The 15,596-nt window shown below is 42.9% G+C and carries 16 protein-coding genes; 14 read left to right on the forward strand and 2 right to left on the reverse strand.

Annotation, left to right across the window (positions count from 1 at the left end; all coding sequences use genetic code 11):
* Nucleotides 1-108 precede the first annotated feature (108 nt).
* The 11 genes from C4F40_RS06375 (at nucleotide 109) to C4F40_RS06420 (ending at nucleotide 11,394) form a co-directional block, all read left to right on the forward strand.
* On the forward strand, nucleotides 109-2,487 hold the full coding sequence (locus tag C4F40_RS06375; protein WP_267134661.1) for a TonB-dependent receptor: 2,379 nt from the start codon (nucleotides 109-111) through the stop codon (nucleotides 2,485-2,487).
* A 158-nt stretch (nucleotides 2,488-2,645) separates the two neighbouring features.
* Entirely contained in the window at nucleotides 2,646-3,377 is a 732-nt protein-coding gene (locus tag C4F40_RS06380; protein ID WP_196938515.1) for an HmuY family protein, read from the forward strand.
* A 327-nt stretch (nucleotides 3,378-3,704) separates the two neighbouring features.
* Nucleotides 3,705-4,388 carry a hypothetical protein gene (locus C4F40_RS06385; protein WP_196938516.1) on the forward strand — a complete coding sequence of 228 codons (684 nt, stop codon included), beginning with the start codon at nucleotides 3,705-3,707 and terminating at the stop codon, nucleotides 4,386-4,388.
* 238 nt (nucleotides 4,389-4,626) lie between these two features.
* A complete protein-coding gene (locus C4F40_RS06390) occupies nucleotides 4,627-5,424 on the forward strand; it encodes an HmuY family protein (protein WP_196938517.1) in 798 nt (265 codons plus the stop codon).
* 25 nt (nucleotides 5,425-5,449) lie between these two features.
* The gene (locus C4F40_RS06395) at nucleotides 5,450-6,241 is read left to right on the forward strand and encodes a hypothetical protein (protein ID WP_196938518.1); all 792 of its coding nucleotides are present in this window, start codon (nucleotides 5,450-5,452) and stop codon (nucleotides 6,239-6,241) included.
* Nucleotides 6,242-6,262: 21 nt separating this feature from the next.
* Nucleotides 6,263-7,264 (forward strand): DUF5018 domain-containing protein, encoded by a 1,002-nt coding sequence (locus C4F40_RS06400; RefSeq protein WP_196938519.1) that lies wholly within the window; start codon nucleotides 6,263-6,265, stop codon nucleotides 7,262-7,264.
* Nucleotides 7,265-7,423: 159 nt separating this feature from the next.
* Nucleotides 7,424-8,215 carry a hypothetical protein gene (locus tag C4F40_RS06405; RefSeq protein WP_196938520.1) on the forward strand — a complete coding sequence of 264 codons (792 nt, stop codon included), beginning with the start codon at nucleotides 7,424-7,426 and terminating at the stop codon, nucleotides 8,213-8,215.
* Nucleotides 8,216-8,504: 289 nt separating this feature from the next.
* Nucleotides 8,505-9,836, forward strand: coding sequence for a S41 family peptidase (locus C4F40_RS06410; RefSeq protein ID WP_196938521.1), 1,332 nt, complete (start codon nucleotides 8,505-8,507; stop codon nucleotides 9,834-9,836).
* Nucleotides 9,837-9,882: 46 nt separating this feature from the next.
* The gene (locus tag C4F40_RS06415; protein WP_196938522.1) at nucleotides 9,883-10,041 is read left to right on the forward strand and encodes an alanyl-tRNA synthetase; all 159 of its coding nucleotides are present in this window, start codon (nucleotides 9,883-9,885) and stop codon (nucleotides 10,039-10,041) included.
* A 611-nt stretch (nucleotides 10,042-10,652) separates the two neighbouring features.
* Nucleotides 10,653-10,832 (forward strand): DUF6157 family protein, encoded by a 180-nt coding sequence (locus C4F40_RS21745; protein WP_390881612.1) that lies wholly within the window; start codon nucleotides 10,653-10,655, stop codon nucleotides 10,830-10,832.
* Nucleotides 10,833-10,977: 145 nt separating this feature from the next.
* Nucleotides 10,978-11,394: a nuclear transport factor 2 family protein gene (locus C4F40_RS06420; protein ID WP_231389942.1), complete on the forward strand. Its 417-nt coding sequence runs from the start codon at nucleotides 10,978-10,980 to the stop codon at nucleotides 11,392-11,394.
* Between the two features lie 71 nt (nucleotides 11,395-11,465).
* On the opposite strand, the gene C4F40_RS06425 is transcribed toward C4F40_RS06420, so the two are convergent.
* Nucleotides 11,466-11,951 carry a glutathione peroxidase gene (locus tag C4F40_RS06425; RefSeq protein WP_196938524.1) on the reverse strand — a complete coding sequence of 162 codons (486 nt, stop codon included), beginning with the start codon at nucleotides 11,949-11,951 and terminating at the stop codon, nucleotides 11,466-11,468.
* Nucleotides 11,952-12,082: 131 nt separating this feature from the next.
* Here C4F40_RS06425 and C4F40_RS06430 point away from each other — a divergent pair, with 131 nt between their 5' ends.
* From C4F40_RS06430 to C4F40_RS06440, 3 genes are read left to right on the forward strand one after another with little or no spacing between them, the layout of a single operon-like run.
* Complete coding sequence (locus C4F40_RS06430; RefSeq protein ID WP_196938525.1) at nucleotides 12,083-13,081, forward strand: 2-hydroxyacid dehydrogenase; 999 nt, start codon at nucleotides 12,083-12,085, stop codon at nucleotides 13,079-13,081.
* Nucleotides 13,082-13,103: 22 nt separating this feature from the next.
* Complete coding sequence (locus C4F40_RS06435) at nucleotides 13,104-13,760, forward strand: TatD family hydrolase (protein WP_196938526.1); 657 nt, start codon at nucleotides 13,104-13,106, stop codon at nucleotides 13,758-13,760.
* A 2-nt stretch (nucleotides 13,761-13,762) separates the two neighbouring features.
* Nucleotides 13,763-14,494: a tRNA threonylcarbamoyladenosine dehydratase gene (locus C4F40_RS06440; protein ID WP_196938527.1), complete on the forward strand. Its 732-nt coding sequence runs from the start codon at nucleotides 13,763-13,765 to the stop codon at nucleotides 14,492-14,494.
* A gap of 25 nt (nucleotides 14,495-14,519) precedes the next feature.
* On the opposite strand, the gene C4F40_RS06445 is transcribed toward C4F40_RS06440, so the two are convergent.
* Nucleotides 14,520-15,596: an SGNH/GDSL hydrolase family protein gene (locus C4F40_RS06445; protein WP_196938528.1), complete on the reverse strand. Its 1,077-nt coding sequence runs from the start codon at nucleotides 15,594-15,596 to the stop codon at nucleotides 14,520-14,522.

The following is a 15,596-nucleotide window of genomic DNA, read 5'->3' on the forward strand; positions in this document are numbered from 1 at the left end:
TGCAATAAATATCAATTTTCAGATAAGATTTATCAGATTTCATAGATATAATATCAGAAACATTCCCTTGTTTTGTAACATTATTTAGAATGATTAAAAATAAAAATAGTGAGTCAAGCTATATTTTTGGTAAAGTCAACGATGTGCATCATCGGCTTATTCTTTTTCAGTTTACCGGCCTATACCCAAGGGCTGCACCAGATCCGGGGGCGTGTGCTCGATGAGTCCGGGAATCCGGTCGTACAGGCCACCGTCGTGCTCCTTCCCGATCAGCATACAACGATTACCGATAATGATGGCCGGTTTTCTTTCACAAAACTATATGAAGGCACCTATCAAGTACGGATCAGCTGCGTGGGCTATCATCAGATCGAACAGGATTTGCCTTTGGAAAAGTCACGCACTGTAGAACTGGTCTTGAAATCCAATGAAGCCAGCATTGCCGAAGTGTCCGTTCAGGAGCGGCAGCGAAGCGTTGACAACCTCATCAAAGCCGAAAATTCAGCTATGCCGGTCAAGGTAATTACCCGACGGGAAATCGAGCTCATGGGCAGCCGACGCTTGGACGAGGTGTTAAAGGAACAGACCGGTATCGCCGTTGTCAATGATATTGCAGGAGGTACACGCGCGATCGGTGTACAGGTGCAAGGCTTCAGCAGCAACTATGTCATGGTACTCATCGACGGACAGCCTATGCTCGGCCGCAATAGCGGCAACTTTGACCTTTCGCGCATCTCCGTAACGAATATCGAACGCATCGAAGTCATTAAGGGAGCCACCTCCTGCCTCTACGGCAGCGATGCCTTAGGAGGAGCTATTAATATTATTACGCGACATGGCGCCGTGGCACCTCAGGCGCACGCCTCGCTGCTCTATGGTAGTCAGAATATTGTAGACGCTACACTAGAAGGTGAAACTCCTTTCGCTAACCAACGTGGTTCCGTAGTCGTTTCGGGCAACTATTACCGTACAGATGGTTTCAATACCGATCCCAGATACCTTACCGGTGAAAGCACAACGGTACCTCCCAGTCAGGATTATAGCGTTCAGGGGCGCACACGCTATCGCATCAGCAAAAACGGAACAATCGGCCTTACCGGCCGTTATGCGGCACGTCGTTCCAAAATGATCAATGGTTGGTCTGAAGATATGACGATCAACGATAAGCAGCTGATTCAAGACGTTAATTTATCTGGCAGTTACGACCATACCTTCAGCAACGGCCTACGCAGCATGACACGTTATTATTTTACCCGCGTTCATACAGATATACAGGCCGACTGGGTGCGGCAAGGTGTGCTGGCCAGCGCAGAAGAATTTGGGCAGCAGGTACACCGTGTCGAGCAGCAGTTTGCCTATAGCCTAATCAACAGTCTTAAGTTTACCGGAGGTTTAGGCGGAAGCATGGAAGTTATGGATGATCAGGACCTTGACGATAAGCGGTCGCTCAATACCGCTTTTGCTTTTCTACAGACCGAATGGAAGCCCATGGATCGTATGTTGACCACATTGGGTCTGCGCTACGATTACACCAATGTATACGATGGCCGCCTCAGCCCGAGTTTCGGATTACAGTATCACATCAGCCCCACCCTCTTGGCGAAGGCTGGCGTAGGTGCCGGATTTAAGGCACCGGATTACAAAATGCGTTATCAGGTCTTTTTTAATCCGCAGGCCAATTACCTTGTAGTGGGTACCGACCGGGTCGCCGATGTAATCCATGCGATGGAAACTAGCGGGGAGCTCAGCTCGAAGAACAGCTATATGCTCAACCGCGTAGCTGGAAATTTGAAGGCCGAAAAAAGTTTATCCAACAATATCAGCTTGGTATGGACCCCGACTCCAAAATGGCAAAATGAAGTTTCGGTCTTCTACCATCGTATCAACAACCAGATCAACTCGGTTATTGTTGGTACGACAACCTCATTTTCGCAAATATATACTTACCGGAATCTCCCCCAAGCGGTCAACAAGGGGTTTGAAGTTTCCACTACGTACCAAGCTACGCGCGATCTACAGCTTTCCGCGGGTTATCAATACCTCATCGCCAAAGATCTCAGTGTACTGGATAGCATCCGCGCCGGCCGATGGCCTTATAATCAAACCATTAATAATCCGGCAACGGGCGAATCCCGGGAGCCTACCGTAAAGGATTATTGGGGTATAGAAGACCGCTCGCGCCATATGGTCAACCTCAAAGCACTTTATACCTATCGACCTTGGGATACGAACTTTAATCTACGCGCTAATGTCCGCGGCAAATACCCTTTTCAGGAGACGACCACCAATCAGTTTATTGATGAGTTTGATGAATTTGTACCATATCATGTCCTGCTTAACTTAACAATAGAAAAAAGCTTATGGAACAGAAAGTTAACCTTACGGTTAATAGCGGATAATCTGCTCAACTTCACACACCGCAATATGCTTGGTCAGCCAGGTAGGGTCATACTAGGTGGGGTAAGTTATCGGTGGGTTAGAGACTAGGGGTTAGAGACTAGGGGTTAGAGACTAGGGTAAAGTTGTAAAGATCAGTGCTTAAAATGATTTCTGCAGTGTGCTATACTTTACGGTTAGCCGACTTTACAAATACTTAATACTTAATACTCAATACTCACTACTTAATACTCAATACTAATATAAAAATGAAAACACTACAAATAATACTAAATGAATGCCGGAGTATCTTCTTGCTGGGCAAGGTATGTTTCGGACTGCTGTTTGTTCTGTCGCTTGCTTCCTGCGGTAAAGATGAAGATCCTCGGCCGGCACTGGAGGACGGAAAAAGTACCGTTATCTACGATTTGGCAGGTGATCTGGAAGCGTCCATGGCCGAGGGTGTGGAAGGGAAGGAAAAACGCCCTTTTTATACTTTTCTTTTCCGGTTCCGCGATCAGAAGCAAATCTGGATCAAAACCAAGCAGGATTCTTTGCAATGGCTTAAAACGAAAGATTGGGATATTGCCTTCACCGGCCCGTATAATTCGGAGGTGTATGTTAACAATGCCCAGTATCAGTTTAATCCTGGATTTGAAGGAGAAGCGACCAGTACGGCTGTTATCAAACTGGATCAATCCTACGAAGCTGTCAGCACCGCGCCTGATGATGCCGAATTTGATCAAAGCGAAGTGACCAAAATCGGATGGGCATCTTCGGAATCATCCTACGGCTGGTTTCGGTATAGCTTAAGTACCCATATTATGCAGGCTTTGCCCAACAGAACCTATGTAATCCGGTTGCCCGACGGCAAATACGCCAAGTTACAGCTTATCAATGCCTATAAAGGCAATCCGCCAGCAGTAACGAATATGAATTGGCCGGCCCCCTATTTCACCTTCCGGTATTACGTACAACAGGATGGCAGCAAGAATCTATAGGGATTGGTAATTGGTGACTTCCCGAAGGTAACATATCATCGTCATCGCGAACCTGAAGAACGAAGGTGCAGCGATCTAATTACGTCAAAAACACAGATCGCTGCGTCTTTCTTCCTCGCGATGACGCTATTATTTACTCGTCAGAACGAGGAATACGACGCGGCAGTCTTTTCAAAACTTATAATAATAAGATTGCTTCTTCGCTACGCTCATCGCAATGACGTGTTATACTTAATACTTAATACTCAATAGTTTAATAATAAACATATTAATACTTAATACTTAATACTTAATACTTAATACTTAATACTTAATACTAATATAAAAATGAACAAACTATTTAAAATTGCCGCACTAGCATGTGCATTGACTGTAGGATTTACCGCGTGTGACAAACATGCCGAGACACCGTTAGAACAGGAATACCAAGCCAAGGTAATGGTAAAAGATGGCGAGACAAAAGACCTGGCCAATGTCTCTACCACCGTTAACACAAAAGGCACCATTCGTCGGAGCGGAGATGTGTATGCGCTACGTAATTTCAGACAGTTTACCATTGGTGAAAATGGAAGTGCTACAGAAACCGCGGCTACTAATTTCTACTTTGATTTTAAAGAGAATGATGGTGTAAACGCCGCCAATAGTCCATTAATTCTACCTGCTACGACAGCTGCAAAATTGATTGCCAACGCAGATAAAGGTTACACCTTATATTATATCGACAAGGCATTCGAAGAAGTCAGTGCGAATGACAATTACCTCCCCGCTGCGGAAAACACATTAGGTTTGCAATCTGCCTATGCACCAAATGTCATTGGTTGGGCGAGTTACACCGGTGGACCAAAACATCAAGTTATCCCTGTAGAAAACCGGACAATCGTTATTTTTAAAGACGGCAAAGCATTCTTTAAACTAAGAGTAAACAGTGTTTATTCCAACGGAGAACCGGAGAAAGAAGAAGCGCCTACCAACTATTTTTACTATTCCATAGACTATCAGGAATTCAAATAGATTCCACAACATCAGAGGCGCAGTAATAATCTTCGATACCCCTTCGGAGCCGCGCCTCTACTTTTATAAGGCCGAATTTCATAAACAAACTTTAGTTGTCCTTAGATTATTATTTAGAAACAGTATAAATAAAAATCACTTTTCATACATCAAATATCAATTTTCATACATCGATATGATAAAACAGACGTTACCTTTACTATTATTTAGAATCATTACAAATAAATAACCGACAAATATGAATAAGAAAGTTATAAACGCAGTCATCAAAGGTAAATACCTTATCCTTGCTTTTTTGCTTATTGGCATCGCTTCTTCCTGCGATAAGGGCAGCGACCCCAAGCCCGATGATGAAGTCGTCCCGCCAGATGATACAACGCCTACAGATGAAAGCATGTTTTATAAGCTGCATCGGGTAGAGAACTATCAGGGTACGCAGGATAATGACGGTGTCAACGCCGCGCCTACTATTTTCTTCAGTCTCGAAACCAAGAAACCTGTGGAAGAAAAATACAAACAGACCAACCGTTGGGACGTTGCGTTCAGCAGCTTGTTCAACAGCTTTCTGTCGGGCAATAATGGCACCAATTCCACCAATTCCGGTTACGGCAATGCAGCCCGGGGCGGCATCATGATCGTAGAAAAGCCATTTGATGAAGTGGTCAATATTCCCACCGACAGTGAATTCAAAACCGCAGGCGACCTGATTGGTACAGATGACTACGGCGACTACGGCGAGGGTATGGGCTGGTACCTTTATGATTTTTATGGCACCATTATGCGAAACGGCGCTGTACAGGATGCCCACGTCGCGTATGCCTTAGGCAACCCCCTCACGATGAAAAACGGCAGTATCATCCCTGCACGTACGGTTATCGTCCGGACAGCCAAGGGAAACTACGCCAAGATCAAGATGATCTCCTGTTATAAGGACCTGTATACACCGGCACAATGGTACAAAGACGCACCGCATATGTTCTTTACCTTCGAGTATGTCATCGTACCAAAGGAAAGTGCCAAGTTCGAAATCAAATAACAACCGTATTTAATAATAATAAATAATGAATCCAACAACCAAATTTTTAGCATGTGCCCTGCTGGGTTTCATCGGGTTGTCATCCTGTACCAAGACAGAGATCACACCCTATGAAGAAGAGCCGGCAAAACTAATCAGCAGCTACAAGATCGTCAATACGAGCAATGAACTGAAAGGTATGGTCAACGAAAAGGAAAAAACCATTACCGTAGTGATTCCTTATGGTGAGTATTACAACTCCCTGGAACCCGAGATTACCTTAGCCAGCGGCAACACCTTAAAAGCCGATGCCGATACACTGATCACCGATGTATTCGATTACTTTGTGAACGGTCGCGATATCCTGTACCCCATTACGGATCAGCAGGGTAAGACCACGACTTTTAAGCTGATTATCAATACGCTGCAACCAACATTAGAATTTGAAGAAATCAGCACCAGTGCCAGTAGCCCTAAGATATTCGATATGTCAAATACCAGCATCATCAACACCAACTTAGGATTCCAGATATATAACACCAACCTCCTCTATCCCTATTCTGGCAATACCGAGTTGAACAATGATCTCACCATGGGCACTGCGCTAATCGCGGAAGACGGCACAGAATATAAGTTTAAAACAGCCGGCGCCAGCCCCCGACCTGGTTATATCAATATAAACCTGGGATATATAGAAGGCTACATCGTACCGGGCAGCAGCCCACCGATATATACGATGACGCCACCGGCCGGCCTGTACCGTTTAAAGGTGCGGTTCTACAATCGGGAAACCACCTTACAGTATCCAATCCGGATTATTTATTCAAAACCGTTATAACAAAAGAAAAAGACATAAAAAATGAACAGCATAACTATACTAAAACCTTATACTTTCTACTTGCTGGCAGGGTTGCTATGCTTTACCTCCTGCAAGAAGGAGTACGAAACCGCGCCCACACCCTATAACGAGCTGATCTCGTTCAAGGTACCCTATCTGGATGGTAAAGATACCCTCATCGGCATCATCGAAGGTGACAATATATCCATCTGGTGGCCTACCCTCGCCGAATACCCTTTGCCGGCAGAAGTAAAACCGGTCGTCGACATCTCCCGCAATGCGCAGGTATCACCTGCTTCGGAAGCTGCAGTCGAATTGAAAGATGGCATGAGCTACACCGTCACCGCGCAAGACGGCAGCAGCCGTACCTATACGATCAGGCTGACTGCCGAGCTGCCCCCTCCGCCGGCATTCACACAGGAATATGCGCAGCAGGTAGAAGTAGGAGATATGATTCGGCTTCATTTAGCGAACGTGGTCGGCAACGATGAGATCTTCCTACAAAGCGAGGATAACACCGAGTATCCACTGTTACTACAGAGTCAACGCGTCTCAACATACACTAATTACATCTTAGATCAACCGGATGGCTCAGGCATACAGGTAGGCGAATACTATGTGAAGATCAAAAACAAGTACCATACCGTGCGCAGCGAAGGCAAGTTTATCACCGTCAAAGACGAGCCTGCCCGCCCTTATCTCCTGTTCAACCATACGGATACCATCCGGGCAAAGCGGGGGGATATCCTGTCCTTTCCGGTACGGCACCTGTCACCTTCGCTAACAATGTATGGTCTTTCAGTATCCTATAAGGTGAACAACTCAGACAGGGAACTTTATTTTCCATACGTGGGTACAAACGATACCTATACCGAGTACCGTGTGCAGGTACCCGCTACAGCTCCGATTGGCACCGTAAGTGATGTGACAAACTATACTAATATTGACTTTGAAAAGCCTGACGGCGAATACGCTTGGACCGTAGCGCCATACAATCGGTATCCTATAAAAATCGTGGAATAAAAAAGAACAATATCGACCAAAAATAAAAAGGCCTCGGGTAGGCCAAGGAAGCAAAAGAAGGGGAAGTATGCATTCGAACTCCACCTCCCTTTCTCTCACTCTGCTCTCCGGATGATCCGGAAAAGCGCTTAAACAATTTACTCAAATTATTTAAACAACATGAAAACGTCAAATTTTCAACGAATCGTCAAAGGTACTAAAAAAAGTACCATGTTACTAGCGGCAGTTGCATTTGCCACCTCGGTTTCTTTCACATCCTGTAATAAGGACGATGCGCCGGGTGCAGACTTGAGCCTGCAAAATGAGACGGCACAGGTCATATCACCGGGTGCTACGGCAACTTTTACCGGTGCTGCGGGTAGCATCAGCCGGGGATCTGGAGCAAACAACGGCATTTATACCGTAGCCAATTACTTTATCGATAATGGCATCCTGAGCGGTACAGGCTACCATATACCCAATGGCTTTTACTATTTCGACTTGAGCGAAAACGACAATGCGCCCGTACCTACCGGATCTACTACACCTACGGTAAGCTGGGACATCGCCTTTGGCGGTACCGGAAATGCCTACATCACGGTCAATAGCGGAGTTCGTCTGAAAGCGATCGACAAAGCCTTTGCTTCGGTTACTCTTACAGACACCACTGCAGCTACCCTAATCAGCATTGCTGCCGGCGGATTTGGCCATGACGGATTCCTTGCACCGGGGACACCTTCGTCGGATGTAGACCCAACTCCTGCAAGCATCACCGGATGGGCGAACTACTGGTTCGATCAGCATACATTGATAAAAATTGCCAATCGTACCTTAATATTCAAAGATGCGGCCGGTAATGTTTATGCCTTTGACTTCGAAAGTGTCTACGAGAATGCGACTCCGATTCCGGGTGCATCAGGTTTTCCGGATAACTATTCCCGTTTACATTTTCGTTACAAAAAGCTGAACTAACAACTTTTAGCTAACCTCAACACCATGTAACAATAAACACCTGTGCGTTTGGTCGAGCGCACAGGTTGCTTTTTTTTGAAAGTGTTGATGTGATCCGATAAAAATCTTCATTTCGACGACGATAGGAAGAAAAATCAAAAGGCATTTTTAAATAATATTGTCCATAGATTTCTCCATTGCGCTTTGCTCCAGTCGAAATGACGGTATGGTTTGTAGGACTTCCTGTTATCGGTACCGTGTTGAATAGAAGATATTTTTGCTAAAATGAGATATTAAATATTATTAAACCATGCGATTCAATACTTTATTTTGTCATCCTGAACTACGTGAAGGATCTGTTCGACACAGCTTACAGATCTATTACCGGATCATCGGTATAGCCTGTCTGATATTGTTTATTTTCTCAGCCTGCAAGAAGGACAGAAACGAAGATCTGCCAACCTCTCCGACGACGGGTACACGCATGGAGTTTACCCTAGACTCTATCCTACTTTACGCACAACAGGTGTATCTCTGGCGTGAGGCGATTCCGGCCTATGCAGATTTTGCACCCCGTACCCGATATGGCCATATCAGTCCCGAAATTATAGCATTCCAGCAAGAGCTCTTTGACCTTAGCCAACTGAAGTTAGCCCCTAGCGGCCAACCTTATGAACATTCCGAAACGAAAAATACCGCAAAATATTCTTTCTTGGAACAGTACAGTAAAGGCAGTTCGGCAGCAAGTGCAGCTATTGATGCGGCTGACTATGCACAACTGATGGATTTTTGGGAACAGGACGACAAAAAAATAGCCTACCTCTATATCAACAGTTTCCCCGAATTATCGACCGCTAAAAGCCAATTGGATGAAGCTGCCCGGGCAATGGCCGACCGATCAAGCAATTACCTCATTCTCGACCTGCGGCATCACGGCGGCGGCTATGTCAAGACCGCCGAATACCTTGCCAACCTAATTGCTCCGGCTTCATTAAACGGAAAGACCATGTACACCGAGCAGTTTAATCTGCTGCTCCAATCCGGATCGGCCCATATCCTCAAAAAACAGCTGTACTACGATGCCGATGGCAACACCGTACCATACAATGGTAGGTTAGCTACCTTGGCCGATGTGGATTTCAGTGAAAGCAAGAACACCTATTCTTTTAATAAACAAGGGGCACTCCAAAGCATACGGACCATTTACTTTCTGGTGTCCGATCGTACGGCTTCTGCAGCTGAGATGCTGATCAGCGTCCTGAAGCCTTATTTTAAGGTGAAGCTAGTTGGCCGCAAGACCTACGGTAAACCGGTAGGCACATTTCCCATACAGATCGACCGCTACAACATATACCTCACCAGTTTCCTGATCCGCAATGCCGATGGCTGGTCCGATTATTTTGACGGCATGCCGGTCGATATTACAGTTACCGGTAATCGTATTCCCGATCTGGGCAATCCGGAAGAACCCTTACTTGCAGCTGCACTGGCAGATATTACAGCACAGCCTGCAACAAGCAAAAGCCTTAAGCTTCAAGCCAGCAGCGAATCAGTTCGCATAAGCGAACCGGATCAATATTTTAAAACTGACGATTACACGATTCCCGTTGTTAAACAAGACTTTAAACTTAAACCTTTTTAAACCTATACTCTTGCGCACGTACCCTCTATTTCTTACCTTTACGTACATGGAACCACAAGAAGAAATCAAAGTTACAGATCCAAAAAGCAGCAAGCTCAGGTTATGGTTAAAGCGCGTAGGTGTCGGGGCTTTCCTTTTCTTTCTGGCCAAAGGATTGGTATGGCTGGCGGTGTTTTTTTTCTTTGCCAAAACCTGTCAGCAGTAACATCTCCCCACTTTTTAATAAAAAAACAAAACTCTTTTATTTTCAATAAATTATACATACCTTATGGATTATAATCAGGCTCTGCCAACGCTTTTCTGAGACCATTACGTTTACTCTTCTCCTTTAGTCTTCGCATTTTCAGCTGCTCATTTCGTTGTCAATATAACGTATGCAGTACCTTTGGAAGTTTTCAAGTCTCATAAAAATACAAACATCCTTTCTTTTGCGAGCAAATTGATTTATTATTTTGATAATGTCAGCTTCAACGTGATAATGGCGACAGCCAAAATTTTTTTTCATCGATAAACGATAATACAACGCAAAAAGGAACAGATAACATTCGTGTTTATCTGCTATTTTTTTGTGATATTTATCGGGGTACTTTACACAGCTCCTCTAAGTCTGGTCTATGGATACGATTAAGACATGGCGATAAGAAGATAGATCGATTTCAAATATTGCGTTAATTCCCTACATTTAATCATCTTACTGAAAGCCGAAAATGGAGATAAATTAAATTAGGTCGTATAAAATTATCCGTTGGTGCTGTAAACGTGAAAGCAGATAGCGCTACCTACTTAACACAGGAGATGGGTACAACCTGATAAAAAGTGAATATCGAAAGGCAAGCTTGCTTCCGAGCCTCTCCGTTAACAAAGCGATACGGTTTGGGTATTCACTATGATAAAGATGCAAATATGGCCATATTTGCCGTAGAGAGCGACTCATATCGAAAACGAGCCGAGGACGAAAATCCTAAATTGGTAAAAGCGATGAGATCAAGCAAGTAAAAATCATCCTTAACGACGACTTACTACATACTGATCGCTATAAATAAAATCTACTAACACTTGTGAATAGATTGCAAATTCGTTAAGTTTGAGCGTAAACATATATCATCAAACCATGCTAAACAAAAAGATATCTTTAGTCATAATGAGTTTAATTTTTACAACTGCGGTTTATAATGCGTCAGCGCAGGATAAACTTGCAAAGGAAGTCGAAAAGGCGGTAGAGGAATTGACACAGGCAATGCTTAAAGCCGACGGTACTACATTGAACAGATTGGCATCAGACCATCTCTCCTACGGTCATTCCAGTGGAAAAATGGAAACGAAAGCTGATTTCGTGCAGACTTTTGTTTCTCGCTCTTCCATATTTGAAGATATTCAGCTTGCAGAGCAGACCATTCAAATAGTAGACAAAACAGCTATTGTACGTCATACATTAAGTGCTACCACAAACGATCCGGGAAAAGGCAAAGCAAATATAAAATTGGGGATTGTATTGACTTGGGTAAAAACCAACAATCAATGGCAATTATTAGCTCGTCAGGCATTTAAATTATCTTAGTATGGTGTAGAACGCCCACCAATAACAAGTTAAATACAAGAATAAGGCGGTGAAAAACCGCCTAAACTTTTTTATGATTGAAGAAGGTAGATAATGTCTTTCTCTATATCTTGGGGTTTGGTAATCGGTGCGTAACGTTTGAAAGGGATTCCATTTTTGTCCACTAAGAATTTAGTAAAATTCCATTTAATCCGACTTCCTAAAAAACCGCCGAGTTCTTTCTTCAGAAATTTAAATACCGGATGGGTAGTCGGTCCGTTTACATCACATTTTTCCAGGAGTTGAAATGTTACACCATGATTCAACTTACAGGTCTGCTCCATGGATTCATTTGTTTCAGGTTCCTGTCCGGCAAACTGATCCGATGGAAAGCCCAAAACGACCAATCCGTTATCCTTGTACCTTTGATGCAGCACTTCCAAGCCATCAAACTGAGGAGCTAGGCCACATTTGGTTGCTGTATTCACGATCAATAGCACTTTACCGTCAAAATCTCCCATTGATATGAATACGCCTTGCGGCGATTTTACACTTAATTGATGAAATTTACTGGACATATTCTGATTATATTTTTGTTAAATTTAAATAAAATACGTTGCATTAACGATCTTAACACAGTTAGCTTATGAATTAATTCTGTATATTTAAATCAATCTGATAAAAAATAATGCTGTTATAGATATTCGCTATGAAAATTGCTTTCTTCTCTACCCAACCATATGACAAAATATTTTTCGATCGCCTTAATGTAAGTCACCGTTTCACAATCGATTATTATGAAACGCATCTTGGACCACATATTGCCCATACAGTAAAAAATACGGAGACTGTATGTGTGTTCGTGAATGATAAATTAAATGCAGAAGTAATAGAAACATTATCAAATAATGGTGTAAAAATTATTGCATTGCGATGTGCCGGATTTAACAATGTAGATATTGAAGCTGCCAAAAGATATGGAATTAAGGTATGTCGGGTCCCGGCCTATTCTCCGGAAGCAGTTGCCGAACATACGGTAGCGATGTTGCTTACCATGAACAGAAAAATACATAAAGCTTATAATCGTGTGCGCGAGCAGAATTTCTCGCTTAACGGGTTGTTGGGTTCTAATTTGGCCGGAAAAACGGTCGGTGTAATCGGAACTGGTAAGATAGGCAAAGCTTTTATAAGGATCATGCTGGGCTTTGGATGTAAAATATGGGCGCATGACATTTATCCCGACAACAGCCTTACTGAACAAGGCGTACAATACGTCTCATCGGAGCAGGTATTGAAGGAAGCAGATATACTATCACTACACTGTCCGTTAACACCGGAAAACCATTACCTAATCAATCGACAAACAATTAACCTGATGAAAACAGGCGTCGTGCTCTTAAATACTAGCCGCGGTGGTTTAATTAACACAGTAGATATTATCGAAGGATTGAAAACAAAACAGATAGGTGCACTTTGTATCGATGTGTACGAACAGGAAGAAAAATTATTTTTTAGAGACCTCTCTTCCAATATCATCCAAGACGATAATATTCAACGGTTAATGAGCTTTCCAAACGTACTGATTACGGCACATCAAGCATTCTTTACGGAAGAAGCATTGAAAGAAATCGCAGAAATAACGTTGGAAAATATCGCTAAAATCAGTACCGAGCAGATGGACGATAATTCTCCTTCGATGCTCACATAACTTTAGCTTTTACCATTAAAATATGCGTGTCCCATATATAGATATCCATACACATGATAGAGATAAACAAGATGATGTATTATCCTTGCAAAACTGTATAGTATCCAAAGATCATTTTCCCTCCACGATCTGTTCTGTAGGTATACATCCCTGGTATATCGATAATGATTTTGATACGCAATACCAAATATCAGAAACATATGCAGCCAGCGAAAACGTGCTCGCCATCGGAGAATGCGGATTGGATAAACTCACCGAAACAAAGTGGGAAAAACAAATCAGGTGTTTTGAACTGCAAATACAGCTCGCGAATATTGTAGGTAAGCCCATCATCATCCATTGTGTGCGCGCCTACCAGGAAACCTTTCAGGTGCTACTACAACAAAAAGTAGCTGTTCCTGTGATTTTCCACGGTTTTAATAAAAATACAGCCTTAGCACAATCGGCATTAAAGAAAGGCTATCTAATCAGTTTGGGAGCGGATATCCTTTTCGGATCTAAAAATAATTTGATTAACAACCTTCCACTGGAGAAAGTTTTTTTAGAAACTGATGATAAATCTATTAGCATAGTAGATATTTATACGTACTTTTGCGCCGCCCGAAAAATTTCGATGGATCAACTCAGAAATCAACTGGCACAAAATTTTCAAAACGTATTTAAGTATTCCTATTTATAACTATGGAAGATTTATCTTGGTTATCAAGAACAGAGGCGTTGATCGGACGCGAAGCATTAGAAAAATTAGCCAATTCGCATGTGATGGTATTGGGATTAGGTGGTGTTGGTTCATTCGCGGCAGAATTCATCTGTCGTGCGGGAGTGGGTAAAATGACCGTTATCGATGGCGATACGGTAGATCCTTCCAACCGCAACCGGCAACTTCCGGCTTTAGCGACGAACCACGGTGTATCCAAAGCCCAAATTATGAAAGAACGACTGCTAAATATCAATCCTGAATTAAACCTGAATGTTGTAGAGGAATTTGTGATTCCAGAACGTATCCCTTCTTTACTGGAATTAAAACCGGATTACATCGTTGAAGCAATAGACAGTATTACGCCAAAATTATTTTTAATCCGATCTGCATATATGGAAAAAATTCCTTTCGTAAGCTCTATGGGTGCAGGGGGCAAAATGGATCCGACAAAAATCAAAATTGCGGATATCAGTAAATCGTACAATTGTAAACTGGCGCGGCATATTCGTAAAAAACTGCAAAAACATGACATACGTGAAGGCGTCTGTGTTGCCTTTTCAACAGAATTACCCGATAAATCTTCTCTACTCTATACAGATGGAAGTAATTATAAAAAATCGGCGTATGGCACCATGTCCTATCTTCCGGCAGCATTCGGAGGTGCAATAGCCTCAGTTGCAATCCGTGCGCTGATCGATAGGAAAATAGGATAAGCGTATCTTCTTAGTACTAGTAGCACTATAGTAAATTATGCTTCTGCATCACTTTGATTACAAAAGGTTGTATCTGATCGGCCATCCGCATAAATCCTAAATCGTTGGGATGCGTTCCGTCAGTTGTACCTTCGTGATCTGTACCCAATAGTGTGTTGCTATCCAGGTAGTACAGGTGTTTAATTCCTTTGGCTAATAGAGTTTCGTATTCTTTTTTAAATTGTGCATTCTGATCCGCATTCCGTTTATTCCAAACTTGGTTAAAATAACTTAATTCCCTCACGACTGAGGGTATCATAATAATAGGTGTGTTGGGATGATTCGCACGAAGGTGCTGTACAAAATAATGTGTGCGTTCCGACACGATTTCCGGTAAGGAATTAGGTACACAATCTAAAATGAATACATCAGGTTTTCCGGCTGCCAACATATGTGCGACCTCCTGCTCCATCTTCGCGCTGCCACTTACCCCAAGGTTAATAAAATTCAAGCCTGTGCGTCGGGATAATATTGCGGTATAAGCCATACCCGGTCTTCCAGCAGATGCACCTTGAACGATACTCGAACCGTAAACCGCAATATTCCTTTGAAAAGGATTCGACAGCGCTAGAAAATTAGCTCCCTCTTCTATTCCTATTTCCAAAGACTTGGTTTCATCATATAAGGGTAGGTATACTAGAAATTCTTTTGATGTTTGGTCCAAATTATCTACTAAAACACCTTCGTCGCATGTTTTGGCGGTTCCTTTTGAACCCGCATATTGCCATTCACCATCCGCATTTTTGATGTACACATCCAGTCCTTTTTGGGCAATCGACGTAAGATTAGACGATGCTTTTGCATCTGTTACACACCATTTAGCGTGGATGGACGCAGAATTAGACCGAAAGGCGACAAATAAACCTGCGCTATTCGTAAATAAATGCTTAACACGAACGGGTAGATCATTATATTTTAGCGTATCTACACGATGGTATTTGGAAGGTGTATCAAAGAGCTTCCCATAAACAGGCAATTCGTGATATATTACTTTTTTATTTTGCGCATAAGCTACGGGGAGACAACTGGCAAATGCCAATAGATAAATATATACGTTCTTCAT

This window comes from Sphingobacterium pedocola (assembly GCF_015209965.1).
GTDB classification, from domain to species: Bacteria; Bacteroidota; Bacteroidia; order Sphingobacteriales; family Sphingobacteriaceae; genus Sphingobacterium; species Sphingobacterium pedocola.